The organism is Variovorax glacialis, from assembly GCF_051216375.1.
Classification (GTDB): domain Bacteria; phylum Pseudomonadota; class Gammaproteobacteria; order Burkholderiales; family Burkholderiaceae_C; genus Variovorax.
Map to the genome: position 1 here is coordinate 1 of NZ_JBPJZT010000022.1, position 12,431 is coordinate 12,431.

The 12,431-nt window shown below is 67.4% G+C and carries 11 protein-coding genes and 1 pseudogene; 4 read left to right on the forward strand and 8 right to left on the reverse strand.

Going from position 1 to position 12,431, the window contains the following annotated elements:
* The 3 genes and pseudogenes from ACSFBL_RS31710 to ACSFBL_RS31720 all read right to left on the reverse strand — a co-directional run.
* Positions 1-190 (reverse strand): annotated as a pseudogene (locus ACSFBL_RS31710) (DUF2955 domain-containing protein); the annotation flags it as partial.
* 8 nt (positions 191-198) lie between these two features.
* Positions 199-1,350: an HlyD family secretion protein gene (locus ACSFBL_RS31715; protein WP_435519793.1), complete on the reverse strand. Its 1,152-nt coding sequence runs from the start codon at positions 1,348-1,350 to the stop codon at positions 199-201.
* Complete coding sequence (locus ACSFBL_RS31720) at positions 1,347-2,903, reverse strand: efflux transporter outer membrane subunit (protein WP_435519794.1); 1,557 nt, start codon at positions 2,901-2,903, stop codon at positions 1,347-1,349. Before ACSFBL_RS31720 ends, ACSFBL_RS31715 begins: the two co-directional genes overlap by 4 nt.
* A gap of 230 nt (positions 2,904-3,133) precedes the next feature.
* Here ACSFBL_RS31720 and ACSFBL_RS31725 point away from each other — a divergent pair, with 230 nt between their 5' ends.
* The gene (locus tag ACSFBL_RS31725; protein WP_435519795.1) at positions 3,134-3,574 is read left to right on the forward strand and encodes a hypothetical protein; all 441 of its coding nucleotides are present in this window, start codon (positions 3,134-3,136) and stop codon (positions 3,572-3,574) included.
* Positions 3,575-3,599: 25 nt separating this feature from the next.
* Here ACSFBL_RS31725 and ACSFBL_RS31730 read toward each other — a convergent pair whose 3' ends face one another.
* The 5 genes from ACSFBL_RS31730 to ACSFBL_RS31750 all read right to left on the reverse strand — a co-directional run bounded on the left by ACSFBL_RS31730 (position 3,600) and on the right by ACSFBL_RS31750 (position 8,848).
* Positions 3,600-5,198: an acyl-CoA carboxylase subunit beta gene (locus tag ACSFBL_RS31730; RefSeq protein ID WP_435519796.1), complete on the reverse strand. Its 1,599-nt coding sequence runs from the start codon at positions 5,196-5,198 to the stop codon at positions 3,600-3,602.
* Positions 5,195-6,772: a class I adenylate-forming enzyme family protein gene (locus ACSFBL_RS31735; RefSeq protein ID WP_435519797.1), complete on the reverse strand. Its 1,578-nt coding sequence runs from the start codon at positions 6,770-6,772 to the stop codon at positions 5,195-5,197. Before ACSFBL_RS31735 ends, ACSFBL_RS31730 begins: the two co-directional genes overlap by 4 nt.
* Positions 6,773-6,870: 98 nt before the next feature.
* Positions 6,871-7,800: a Bug family tripartite tricarboxylate transporter substrate binding protein gene (locus tag ACSFBL_RS31740; RefSeq protein ID WP_435519798.1), complete on the reverse strand. Its 930-nt coding sequence runs from the start codon at positions 7,798-7,800 to the stop codon at positions 6,871-6,873.
* Positions 7,801-7,829: 29 nt separating this feature from the next.
* Positions 7,830-8,624, reverse strand: coding sequence for a GntR family transcriptional regulator (locus ACSFBL_RS31745; RefSeq protein WP_435519799.1), 795 nt, complete (start codon positions 8,622-8,624; stop codon positions 7,830-7,832).
* Positions 8,621-8,848, reverse strand: a complete 228-nt coding sequence (locus ACSFBL_RS31750) for a biotin/lipoyl-binding carrier protein (RefSeq protein ID WP_435519800.1) — start codon at positions 8,846-8,848, stop codon at positions 8,621-8,623. Before ACSFBL_RS31750 ends, ACSFBL_RS31745 begins: the two co-directional genes overlap by 4 nt.
* A 163-nt stretch (positions 8,849-9,011) precedes the next feature.
* Here ACSFBL_RS31750 and ACSFBL_RS31755 point away from each other — a divergent pair, with 163 nt between their 5' ends.
* Genes ACSFBL_RS31755 through ACSFBL_RS31765 form a run of 3 tightly spaced genes read left to right on the forward strand, consistent with a single transcriptional unit; the run spans position 9,012 to position 12,429 of the window.
* Entirely contained in the window at positions 9,012-9,512 is a 501-nt protein-coding gene (locus ACSFBL_RS31755) for an acetyl-CoA carboxylase biotin carboxyl carrier protein (protein WP_435519801.1), read from the forward strand.
* A 2-nt stretch (positions 9,513-9,514) separates the two neighbouring features.
* A complete protein-coding gene (gene accC, locus ACSFBL_RS31760; protein WP_435519802.1) occupies positions 9,515-10,966 on the forward strand; it encodes an acetyl-CoA carboxylase biotin carboxylase subunit in 1,452 nt (483 codons plus the stop codon).
* Positions 10,963-12,429, forward strand: a complete 1,467-nt coding sequence (locus ACSFBL_RS31765) for an acetyl-CoA carboxylase biotin carboxylase subunit family protein (protein ID WP_435519803.1) — start codon at positions 10,963-10,965, stop codon at positions 12,427-12,429. Before accC ends, ACSFBL_RS31765 begins: the two co-directional genes overlap by 4 nt.
* The last annotated feature ends 2 nt before the right edge of the window (positions 12,430-12,431 follow it).

Sequence of the window (12,431 nt, forward strand, 5' to 3'; positions counted from 1 at the left end):
TCAGCACGCCGACGACGAGCGCCAGCACCACGCCCTTGACGAGAGGGATCGGCGGCCCGGGCTTGCAGAGCAGCAGAACCGTCATGACGCAGACCACGAAAGGCGCCGGCAGCGCCATGCCGTACGCGACCAGCACGGCCACGCCGAGGCCGATGGCCAATCGCAGCACTGCCTTGTCCCCCCGGTTCATGGTCCTGGTCAGTAGAGGTACGACAGGTAGCTCATCAGCCGGATGTAGAGCGACCCGAACCAGTTCATCAGCGGATGGTCCCCGGTGTAGACCAGGACCTCGGCCTGGCCGCCGATCCGCAGACCGCGCAAACGATCGAGCTCACCGGGGTCGAACTCGATCGCCACCGGGAAGCGCTGCGCCTGGCGCAGCCAGTCGCGGCTGTTGTCGACCGTGGGCAGGGTTCCGGGCTGCGTCTGCTTGCCGGAGCCCACGCCGCTGCCCAGGCTGCGAACGCGCCCCTTGAGCACCTGGCCCGGCATCACGTCGAGCACGATCGCCACCGGATCCTCGGGATCGATGTTGCCGAGGTTGTTCTCGGTCATGTCGGCGCTGATCCAGAGGTCGTGCATGGCGATGAGCGTCATCGCCGGCGCGCCGGCCTGCGCGAACTGCCCGACGTCCATTCGCAGGTCGGTGACCCGGCCGCGGGCGGGTGCGACCACGCGGGTGCGTTTCAGGTCCAACTCGGCCTTCTCAATGGCCGAGCGGGCACTGATCAATTGCGCGTTGGCCTCCCCGCTGTCGCCCGCGGTCTCGTGGGCGCGGCTCAAATCGGCCTCGGCCGACTTGACCTGGCTCTGGGCCTTGACCAGGTTGGCGTGCGCGCTCTCGACGCGGCGAATCGAGATCGCGCCGGGGTCCTCCTTGAAGATCTGCTCCAGCCGGGTTGCGTCCTGGCGCGCGTAGACAAGGTTGGCCCGGGCTGCCTGCACGCCGGCCCGGGCGGCATCCACACCCGAGGTGGAAGCATTGACCGAACGCCTCACCGACTCGTAATCCGAGCGGCTGCGCTGCAGCGCGATCCGGTAGGAGGTCGGATCGATGTCGAACAGGGGTGCGCCGCTTTGCACTTCGTCGTTGTTCTTGACGTACACCTTCAGCACCTGGCCCGCGACCTCGGCGGCCACCGGCACCACGAAGGCCTGCACCCGGGCCTGGTTGGTGTACGGGGTCAGTCGGTCCGAGACGAAATACCAGACCAGGCTGAGGACGATCAGTGCGAGCACGACGACGGCACCGAGGCGCGCGCCCTTGCCCGTGTCCGGCGGTGCAGGCGCGACGGCGGCCTCGGTGGACAGGGCCGGCGACGGTGCCGGCGGGGTCGGTTCTGGACTCATGGTCGTGGGGTTCCCGGAGAGTTGGGGATCGTGCCGGTGCCGGGTGACGGCAGGGGGGCGGCGAGCAGGCCTTTCCAGTCGCTGCGCAGGCCCATGGCCTCCCGGGTTGCATCGTCGACCACGGGCCGGCTGCGCGCCTCTTCCCAGCCGCCGCCCATGGCCTTGTAGACGGCGATCAGGCTTTGGGTCAGACTGCCGCGCGCGTTCACGAGCTGTTCCTGCTGGCTGAAGAAGGTCCGCTGCGAATCGAGGACCCGCTGGAAGTCGGTCAGCCCTTCGCGGTACTGGAGCGTCGCGATCTCGAGCGAGCGCTGCGCGGCCTTCACCGAATCGGCGAGCAGCACGATCTGCTGCTTCGTCAGGGCGAAGCCGACGGCCGCATCGTCGACCTCGCGCGCAGCGCCCAGGACCACCGCCTGGTACTGCTCGTAAGTCTGCTGGAAGCGGGCGTCCTGGACCAGCACAGTGTTGGTGAGGCGGCCGTTGTCCAGGACGTTCCAGACGAGGCTCGGCCCCACGGCCCAGTTCAGGACATTGGGCGCCCCGCTCACCGAGGTGGCCGACAAGCCCAGCGAGCCCAGCAGCGAGATGGAGGGATAGAGGTCGGCGACGCTCACGCCGATCAGCGCGGACTGGGCGGCCAGTTGCATCTCCACGGCCCTGACGTCGGGGCGGCGCCGCAGCAGGTCGGCCGGAAGGTCGACGATGACACCCAGTTCGGCCTGCGGGATCGCTTCCTCGCCGACGGCCATCTCCGGCAACGGCCCGGGGGGACGCGCCAGCAAGGTGCTCAGCGCATTCTGGTTCTGGCGCAGGGCGATCTCCAATTGCGGGATCGTGGCTAGCGTGCCGAGGTACTGCGCCCTGGCCTGCTGGACGTCCAGCTCGGATTCACCACCGCTCCTGAACAGCAACTGCGTGATGTCGAAACTGCGCTTCTGGATCGCGGCGTTCTCGCGCGCAATGCGCAGCCGCACTTCCACGGTACGAATCGAAGCGTAGAGCCCCGCCACCTGCGCCGCCATCAGCACCTGCACATCGTCGTACTGCGCGATGCTGGCGAAGTAGCCGGCGTCCGCTGCCTCGATGCTGCGCCGGAACTTGCCCCAGAAGTCGAGTTCCCAGCTGATGCGCGCACCCACGCTGAACGATGCGGCGCTGCTGTCCGGGCCGCCTGCGCGCCGCGTGCCGACATTCAGCAGCTCGCCGGTGGCCTGCTGCACCTGGGGGTAGAGCGTGCTGCCCGCGATGCCGAGTTGCGCACGCGCTTCCATGATACGCATGCCGGCCGTGCGCACGTTGGGATTGACGCGCTGTGCCTCGGCAATCAGCTGATCGAGCACGGGGTCGTCGAAGCTTCGCCACCACGATTGCAGTTGCGCGTTGCGCGCACGGCGCGGGTCGGCGCCCAGGGATTCGAGCGAGCCGCCCTTCCAGTCCGATAGCCAGGGCACCTGGGGTTGCTGGAAATCAGGCCCTACGGTGCTGCAGGCGCCGACCAGCACGGTCAATGCCAGCGCCATAGCCCGCGCGCCGAGTCGGATCACCGGCACCTGGGGGGCTCGCAGCCTGCGGTACGCAGGTCGAGGCCGGTCTCGCAAGGCGTACTCATCGTTCCGTATTCCTCTTCCAATCTGCGGCGATCGTAGCGCAATAGTTCCGCCACACGGCCTCCTCCACGTACACTCCGCCGCGAGTTGCGGGCGCGTCGCTCCGGCAACACAACGCCATGAGGACCACTGAGCCGATGACAGCCCATCAGACCCCATCGAGCGAAGCGCTCATGCCTTTCGTCTCAGAGACGCCCTCATCCAGGCAGCGACGGTTCGTTCGCTACTTCACGGCGATCCTGATCGACCTCGTGGTCCTGAACCTGTTCGTCGAGTACTCGACGAACGTGACCATCGATTCATTCACGACGTCGTTGTGGGTGTCGGTCGTGCTGCAGCTGCTCCTGAAACTCACGATCACCCTCGAGCGCCGCATCGCGGGATTGTTCGAGGGCAAGACCGGCGGCTTCATGAGGGCCCTGCGATTCTTCAGCGCGTGGCTGGTGCTGTTCGGATCCAAGTTCGTGATCCTCGAGGCGATCACGTTCATCTTCGGGGACAACGTCCGGTTCGACGGCGCATTCCACGGGATCGTGATCCTGGTCGCGATCATCGTCACGATGCTCGTCGCCGAGGAAGCGATGGTCCGGCTCTACCTGAAGCTCGGCGGCTGAGCCCGCGCGCCTCCGCATCCGAATCTCAGCGCATCGTGCGACCGACCGGCCCCAAGCGGCGGCCGGTCGCTCGGTACGCGTCTTCCACCCAGGCGCAGAGCAACGGCCGTGTCGTCGCCGGCTCGATGATGTCGAGCACGCCGAAGCGTTCGGCCGTTCGCATCGGTGACGAGATCGCGTGGTAGTGCGCCTCGAGTTCGAGCCGATGCGCCACCGGGTCTCTGGCAGCGGCGATGTCCTTTTTGTAGGCCGCTGCGACGCCCCCTTCGACCGGAATGGAACCCCAGCGCGCCGACGGCCAGGCGTAGCGGTTCGGCAAGGCGGTTCCCGAGGGGCCGTGCCACGGGCTCAGCATAGCGCCGGCGAGGCCCACGCAACGCCGCAGCACGATCGCCAGCCATGGCACGCCCGACTGTTCGATCGCGTGCAGGGTCTGCATCGCGGCGGCGAGCGTGCCTTCGCGTTCCGCGTCGGGGCCGGTCATCACGCCCGGCTGGTCGGCCAGGTTGACGATGGGCAGGTGAAAGGTGTCGCACAGGTCGACGAAGCGCGCCATCTTCAGCGCCGCGGCACGCGTCAGCGCGCCGCCCATCACCATCGGGTTGTTCGTCATCACGCCCACTGCATGGCCGTTCAGCCGGGCCAGGCAGGTGATGGTCGAACCGCCGAAGTCCGGCGACAGCTCGAACACCGAGCCTTGATCGAAGATCGACTTCAGGATCTTGCGGGGCTGGAAGATCTTGCGCTTGTCGGCCGGGATCGCCTGGTTGAGCCATGGGTCGCAGCGATCGACCGGGTCGTCGCAGGCCACGCGCTGCGGCTGTTCCCATACGTTGGCCGGAAGATAGGAAAGAAATCTCCGCGTGGCCTGCAGCGCTTCTTCCTCGGTGTCGACCGCGAGCTGCACGGTGCCGCTGTAGCGGTGCATCGCGTCATAGCCGCCGAGCGTTTCCTTGTCGACGTCCAGGCCCAGCGCCTGCTTCACGACGGGCGGGCCGCCGGCGAAGATCTGGCTCTTGCCGCGAATCATGATGGCGAGGTGGGACGAGGCGACCCGCAGCGCACCCAGGCCCGCACAGGCGCCGAGCGCAATGCCGACCACCGGCACGGCGCCGAGCAGCTGCGTCATCGGCAGCATGGCGTAGCCCGGGATCTTGGTGTGGCCCAGCTTGTCCAGCAGCTTCACGCTGCCGCCCGCGCTGTCGACCATGCGCACGATCGGCAGCTTGTATTCCCAGGCGTAGCGGTCGGCGAAGATCCACTTTTCCGACACCGAGCCTTCGGAAGAGCCTGCGCGGATCGTGAAGTCGTCGGACGAGACCACCGTCCGCTGTTCGGCGATCTTGCCGACACCGACCACGGCATTGCTCGGCGTGAAGCTCTCGCGCTTTCGGTCGGTGCCGTACTTCACGCCGCCGGCCAGCGCACCGATCTCGTTGAAGCTGCCGGCATCCAGCAGCTGATCGATGCGTTCCCGGGCGGTGAGCTTGCCTTGCGCGTGGTGGCGCGCGACCTGCTCTTCGCCACCGAGCTCGCGCGCAATCGCGCGGCGCTGTGCCAGCTCAACAAGGTCTTCGGCCCATTCGCCCGATGCGGGCCTGGATGTCTCGGTCGTCGTGTTCATTTGGAAGTCGCTCCGTGGTTGTGGCGCGCCAAATAGGCGTCGCGAAGATCATTCTTGGTCACCTTGCCGGCGTGGTTGCGCGGCAGCGCCTCGACAAACTCGATCACGCGCGGTTTCTTGTAGCCGGCGATCAGCTCGGCGCAATGCTTCGATAGCGCTGCGGCGTCGACGCCTTGCCCGGGTCTGCGCACCACGAAGGCCGCGATCACCTCGCCCCACTCCGCATCGGGCAGGCCGAGCACCGCCACTTCGGCCACGGCCGGATGGGTGTGCAGTGCGTCCTCGACTTCGCGGGCATAGACGTTGAAGCCGCCGCTGATCATCATGTCCTTGTTTCGGCCGACGATGTAGAGAAAGCCCTCGTCGTCGAAGCGGCCGAGGTCGCCGCTGTAGTACCAGCCGTCGCGGATGGACTCGCGCTCCAATTCGGGCCGGCGCCAGAACGCCACTTCGCCGATGCCGCGGTGCGCGATCGCGATTTCCCCGATCTCGCCCGCCTTCAGGGCGTTGCCGTCGGCGTCGCGCACCGTAATCTCGACGTCCATCGTGGGCCGGCCGCACGAGGTGATGCGCGCGGAAGGCTTGCCGTCCTGCAGATGGTCGTGCGGGTAGAGCACGCACAGCGGCTGCACGGCCTCGGTCATGCCGTACTGCTGGCGCAGGATCGGGCCGAGCCGTTCGAGTGCCTCATGGATCATGGAGGTCGGCGTTGGGGCGGTTCCGTAGTGGACGCGACGCAGCGCAGACAGGTCCGCCCCGGGGTTGGCGGCCAGCGTTTCGAGCAGACGACCCATCATGGTGGGCACGACCATCAGCTGGCTGATGCGGTCGGTTCCGACCTGCGCCAACACCTGTTCGGGGTCGAACTTATCGGCCACGATGTTGCGCGCGCCGCGCAGGTAGCACGGCAACAGGTGCACGCCGGCGGCATGCGTGAGCGGCCCAACATGGAGCATCGCGTCATCGATCCCGAGGCCGTACTCCATGGCGGCGAAATGGTTCGCGAGGCGCGCTTCCCAGCGCTCGATGCTGTAGGCCACGCCCTTGGGCTGGCCGGTGGTGCCCGAGGTGTAGGCGATGCGCAGCAGCAGGTCGGCCCGCACCTTGAGGCCCGGGAAACCGTCCGTGGCACTCTTCAGCAACGCGTCGTAGCCGAGCACGCCGGCTTCGTGCCAATCCACGCTGATCACGTGGCGCAGCGACGGCACGAGTGCCTTCACCTGAAGCGCCATCTCGCGGAACTCGGGCCCGGCGATGAGCACCGAGGCCTCTGCGTCGTTGAGGATGCCGGCCTGCTCGCGCAGGGTGTGGCGGGCGTTCAGGGCGACGTAGCCCTGCGCCGCCTTCTCCGCAGCGAACTGGCTCTCGATGCTTTGCACCGAGTTGTTGAGCAGCACCGCGACTCGCTCGCCCGGAAGCTGGTCCAGGCCGATGAGCGCGTTGGCCAGCTGGTTGCTGCGCCGTTCGATCTGCGTGTAGGTGTAACTGCGGTCGCGAAACACGACGGCGGGCCGGTCGCGAAACTGCCCTGCGGCCCAGGACAGGGCGTGCCCTGCGATTCTGTGGGAACTCATTGGAAATGTCCTTTGTGGGGTTGAAGCTCACTGCGAACGCAGCAGGCGTTTCTTGAGCGAATGCCGAGCGCGGATGCTTCGAAATCCGCGCCCTTGGCTCACTCGGGCTTGAAGTCGATCGATTTCAGGACCGCGCCGATGCGCTCGTAGTCCGCGCGCAGCGACTTCGTAAGCTCGTCTGGCGTGCGTGGCTGGCCGGCGTCGAGGCCGAACTCCCTCAGGCGCTCGCGCATCGCCGGTTGCGCCATGACCTTCAGTGCGGCTTCGCGCAGACGGGTTTGTGCCGCGGCCGGTACGTCGGGCGTAGTGAACAGGCCCACCCAGGCCAGTGCCTCGAGTTGCGGGTAGCCGAGCTCCGTGAACGTCGGCACGTTAGGCAGGTTCGGCGAACGCTGCGGAAGGCTGACGGCGTAAGGAACGATCTTGCCGCCCTTGATCAGCGGTATCGCGTTCGGGATCCCGGCGAACATCAACGGCACATGCCCGCCCACGACGTCGACGAGCGCCGGCGGCGAGCCCTTGTAACCGACGTGCGACATGTCGATGCCGGCGGCCTTGTTCAGCTGCAGCCCCATCACATGCGACACAGTGCCAGCGCTGTAGGAGGCATAGCTGACCTTGCCCGGATTGGCCTTCACGAAGGCGATCAGCTCGGGCAGGCTCTTCGCCGGCACTGACGGATTGCCTACCATCACGAGCCCGCCGCGCGCAAGCTCGGCGAGAGGCTTGACCTCCTTGGCTATGTCGATGCGCAGCTTGACGATATGGGGGATCTCGCTGACCAACGCATCGAGCGCAACAACCATCGTATTGCCGTCGTGCGGCGACTGCAGCAGGTCATTGACCGCCACCGCGCCGCCGGCACCGGGTTTCATATCGACGATCACCGTCTGATTCAGCTCCTTCTGCAGACCATCGGCCAGAAGGCGCGACACGACGTCGAGGGTGCCACCGGGCGGCCCTGCCGCGATGATGCGAACTACTTTGTCAGACGGAGTCTGCGCAAACGAAGCCGTCGCGGCCAGCATGGCGAAAGCGGTGAGGAGGATGCGTTTCTTCATGGAATGTCTCCTTGGGTTGTTGAATGGGTGGCAAGCGCCTCGGCGTCGCGTCGTCCAGCGTTCGCTTTTTCCGTCTGCAACTGCCTCACGGCTTCGAGCCGCGAGCGGTCGACCAGGCTTTCGATCGCGGCGGCCGCACCGTCGGTGTCGCCCGCCTTCAGGCTTTCCAGCATCGCGCGCCAGATGCGCGCCGATTCCTTGCGCCGTGCTTCGCTCGCCAGGCCGAGCTTCGAATAGCGCCGCGTCTGCCGCACCAATGAGCCCAGGATCTCGGCGAGCCGTTCGTTGCCGGAGCCGTCGGCGAGCACGCGGCCCATGCGGATGCTGGCCTCGAGATAGGCGTCGTCGGAACCAGGCTTGTCCGCCAGGGCTTCCAGTTCGCGAACTTCGGCGTCGATCCTGGAAATCAGGGCGTCATTGCGATCGCCCATGCGCCGCACCATCGCGCCGACCAGATCGCGGCGGATTTCGAAGATGTCGCCGACCTCCTTGATCGAGAGCTGCGTGACGTGGGCGCCGCGGTTGGGCAGGATGCGAACGACCGAGTCCTTCTCCAGGATGCGCAACGCTTCGCGCACCGGGCCACGGCTGACATCGAACTGCTCGGCCAGGGTCTCTTCGCGAATGCGATCGCCTGGCGCGTACTCGCCGCTCGCGATGGCGGCGAAGATGCGCTCGGCGATCTGCTCGGGCAGCGTCATCAGCTGGCGGCCGGCGCGCAGGGTCGGCGCTTCGGCGTCCGCGCCGGACGCACCCTGCAAACTCGTGCCGGAGGTCCTCACCGCGCTCATTCCTCTTCGAAGACCGCGACTTCCTGGCCTTCGCGCACGGGAGCGCCTTCGGCGATGAGGATCTCGACGACGCGCCCGGCTTCGGGGGCAATGACCGGAATCTCCATCTTCATGGATTCGAGCACCATGAGGGTGTCGTCAGCCTGGAGGGTGTCGCCGGGCTTCACCAGGATCTTCCATACGGTGCCGGTGATTTCGGAGCGGATCTTTGTCTGCGTGGTCATGCGCGGGTGCCTCGTGTTGTGGCGGCAGTGTGCCGATGAACGAACTTTACTCGACATTCAGATTGTTGACAAGATGAATGTGTCCATGATTTAATCGAGGCATTGCAGCAGACCGCTGCGCCAACGAAAGGCGGACACTCCCGCCGTACTGGAGACAAAGGCCATGCCCCTATCCCATACCGACGTCCGTCGCATCCTCGAAATCCTCGACAGCGCCGCACACCTCGAATCCCTCGACGTCACCGTGGGCGATTTCGAACTTCACGCCCGTAAGCCCGGCGCCTCCTCGGCCCTGGTCGAGCGGACCCCGCAGGGCACGGCAGGCCGCCGCGCCGATTCGGGCCCGTTGGTGGAATCCCCGGCTGGCGCTTCCGCCGCCGCCGCGCCGGAAACCTTGACGGAGGTGCCCGAAGGCTTGATCGCGGTGCGCTCACCGATGGTCGGCAGCTTCTATCTGCGCCCGAGCCCCGATCAGCCGCCCTTCGTCGCCGTCGGCAGCATGGTCCAGGCCGATGACACGGTCTGCCTGGTTGAGGTCATGAAGATGTTCAACACGGTGAAGGCCGGCGTCACGGGCACGGTCGAACGCATCGTGATCGAGAACGGAAAACCGGTGCAGCACGACCAGATCGTGATGCTGATCAAGCCGACCCCAGGAGCCTGACCATGAACAAGACTGATTCCACCCCCGTGGCCAAGCGCGACATCCGGCGCGTGTTCGTGGCCAACCGCGGCGAGATCGCCGTACGCGTGATCCGCGCCTGCCGCAGCCTCGGCATCGAGGCCGTGGTCGGCGTCTCCGAAGCCGACACCGAGACCCTGGCCGCCAAAATGGCCGACAAAGTCGTCGTGCTGGGTCCGCCGCTGGCTTCGGAAAGCTATCTGCGTGCGGACAAGATCGTCGAGGCCGCCCTGCAGACCGGCTGCGATGCGGTGCACCCGGGCTACGGCTTCCTCTCCGAGCGCTCGTCCTTCGTGCGCGCCTGTGTCGAAGCCGGACTGGTGTTCATAGGCCCTTCCGCCGACGCCATCGATGCGATGGGCGACAAGATCACGGCCGTGGGCCTGGCCCAGAAGGCCGGCGTCCCACGCGTGCCGGGTTCGGGTGCCCTGTCCGACGTGGCGCATGCGCAGCGCGTCGGCGCCGAGATCGGCTATCCCGTACTGATCAAGGCGACGGCCGGCGGCGGTGGCCGCGGCATGCGCATCGTCCGGGACGAGAGCGAGCTCGAATCGCTGATGAGCTCGGCCTCCAACGAAGCGCAATCGGCCTTCGGCGACGCCACGCTGTACATGGAGAAGTTCATCGAGCATGCGCGCCACATCGAGATCCAGGTCATGGCCGACATGCATGGCCACGTGGTCTACCTGGGAGAGCGTGAATGCTCGACCCAGCGGCGCCACCAGAAGCTGATCGAGGAGGCGCCCTCCCCCGCCGTCGATGAAGCGATGCGCCGCGCCATGGGCGAGTGCGCCGTAAGCCTGACGCGCAATGCCGAGTACTGCGGCGCCGGCACTATCGAATTCGTGGTCGACCAGCGAGACAACAAGTACTTCTTCCTGGAAATGAACACGCGCATTCAGGTGGAGCATCCGGTGACCGAGATGATCACCGGCTACGACCTGGTGGCCGAACAGATCCGCGTCGCGGCCGGGCTGCCGCTGTCTTTCACGCAGGCCGACGTGCAGTTGCAGGGCCATGCGATCGAGTGCCGCATCAACGCCGAGGACCCGGACCGCAACTTCCTGCCGCGCCCCGGGCTGATCTCGCGCTGGGACGTGCCGGCCGGAGAGGGCATTCGCGTCGACAGCCACTGCTATGCGGGCTACACAGTGCCGCCCTACTACGACTCGCTGCTCGGCAAGCTGATCGTGCATGCGCCGACGCGCGCGCAGGCCATCGCGCGGATGCGCGAGGCGCTCGGCGGCCTGCGGGTCGAAGGGCCTTCGACGACCGCGCCGTTCCATGACGCGGTCCTCGCGCACGGCGATTTCGTCGATGGCAAGGTCACGACCCGCTGGGTCGAGGAGACCTTCCTGCCCGAGCGCAAGGCGGCCCAGAAGGCCGCCGCCCAGGCCGCCAAGGCGGCCCAAACCGAAGCCGGAGTACAGCCATGACCGATGCCGCGCTGTCTGTACTGCGCTATACCGACATCAGCCTGACCGACGGCCAGAGCACATGCTGGGCCGGCGGCATGACGACGCCGATGGCCCTCGCCTTCGCCGAGCGACTGGCCGCCACGCGCCCGGCGGCGGTCGAGATCGCCTCGCTCGCCACGCTGCAGCAATGCATGGCGCGCGGCGAAAACCCCTGGCAGCGCATCGAGCTGCTGCGCGAACGCTGCCCCGGCGTCCCGCTGCGCGCAGCGCTTTCGCTGCTCACTGATCACGGCCACCGCGGCTGCGATGTCATTTCGACCGAAGTCGCCACGCTGTGGCTGCGCGAACTGGTGCAGCGCGGTGTTTCCGAGATCCTGCTGATCGACCCCCTGCTTGACATCGAGCGCATGGCCCCCGTGCTGAAGGCGGCCCGGGCACTCGGCCTGACGACGATCGCCGCGCTGCCGTACGCACACGAATCGACGCACAGCGACGACGACTTGAGCGCCGACGCCGCAGCCCTTGCGGGCGCCGGCGCCAGCCGCGTGATGCTGCGCGACGAAGCCGGCCTTCTGACCAGCGACCGGTTGGTCACCCTGTTGCCCGCGCTGCGCCGCGGCCTCGGCAGCACGCCGCTCGACCTGCACCTGCGCTGCCAGACCGCGCTCGCGCCGATGGTCGCGCTCGAGGCCGTGCGCCTCGGCATCGACGGGCTCGACACGGCCTTCGCGCCGCTGGCGAACGGCGCGTCGGTGCCGTCGCTCGGCACGCTGTTGCGATCGCTGCGCCTTCTCGCGCAGGGCACACCCGCCAGCGACCAGTTGCTCCACGCCGTCGGCGAGGCCGACCGGCTTCTCTCCGGGATGGCCGACTGCCACGGCTTCGCGCCCGCTCGCGCGTGGGTGTTCGACCTCGCGCCCTACGCGCACGAACTGCCGGGCGAAGTGGCAGCGCAGTTCATGCGCAAGCTGGCCGACGCGGGCCTCTCGCACCGGCTGCACGCGTTCGCCAACGAATGCGCCCGCGTGCGCAGCGAAGTCGGCGCCCCACCGATGCTGGCGCCTTTTGCGCGGTCGATTGCCGAGCAGGCATTGCTGCACATTCAGGGCACGCCCCGCTATGCGGAGATTCGACCCGGCGTTCGGCGCGCGCTGCAGCAGGTCTACGGCGCGACCTCGAAGGAGATGGATGCCCGGCTCGCCCGACGCGTCGGTGCGCTGCCGAGGACGGCCGCAGCAACAGTGGAGGCCACGCACGCGGCCCACCCCGAGGCAAGCGATGCCGGGCTGGTGGTCGCACAGGCCTGCGGCGTGGCGCCCGAAGCGCTGCCCGCAGCCGCTACGCCCGACACCCTGCGCTACGTCGGCGTGACGCCGGCCGAAGCGCTTCTCGCCGGACTCACGGCACGCGCCGCACCCTACGCGCAGCTCAGCGTGCAGGGCCCCGGCGTCTCGATCCAACTCCAAGGCACGGAGGGCTGAAA

Coding starts and splice junctions, on each gene's coding strand:
- ACSFBL_RS31715 (WP_435519793.1), bottom strand. CDS start 1,350: ATGAGTCCAGAACCGACCCCGCCGGCACCGTCGCCGGCCCTGTCCACC.
- ACSFBL_RS31725 (WP_435519795.1), top strand. CDS start 3,134: ATGCCTTTCGTCTCAGAGACGCCCTCATCCAGGCAGCGACGGTTCGTT.
- ACSFBL_RS31730 (WP_435519796.1), bottom strand. CDS start 5,198: ATGAACACGACGACCGAGACATCCAGGCCCGCATCGGGCGAATGGGCC.
- ACSFBL_RS31735 (WP_435519797.1), bottom strand. CDS start 6,772: ATGAGTTCCCACAGAATCGCAGGGCACGCCCTGTCCTGGGCCGCAGGG.
- ACSFBL_RS31740 (WP_435519798.1), bottom strand. CDS start 7,800: ATGCTGGCCGCGACGGCTTCGTTTGCGCAGACTCCGTCTGACAAAGTA.
- ACSFBL_RS31745 (WP_435519799.1), bottom strand. CDS start 8,624: ATGAGCGCGGTGAGGACCTCCGGCACGAGTTTGCAGGGTGCGTCCGGC.
- ACSFBL_RS31750 (WP_435519800.1), bottom strand. CDS start 8,848: ATGACCACGCAGACAAAGATCCGCTCCGAAATCACCGGCACCGTATGG.
- ACSFBL_RS31755 (WP_435519801.1), top strand. CDS start 9,012: ATGCCCCTATCCCATACCGACGTCCGTCGCATCCTCGAAATCCTCGAC.
- accC (WP_435519802.1), top strand. CDS start 9,515: ATGAACAAGACTGATTCCACCCCCGTGGCCAAGCGCGACATCCGGCGC.
- ACSFBL_RS31765 (WP_435519803.1), top strand. CDS start 10,963: ATGACCGATGCCGCGCTGTCTGTACTGCGCTATACCGACATCAGCCTG.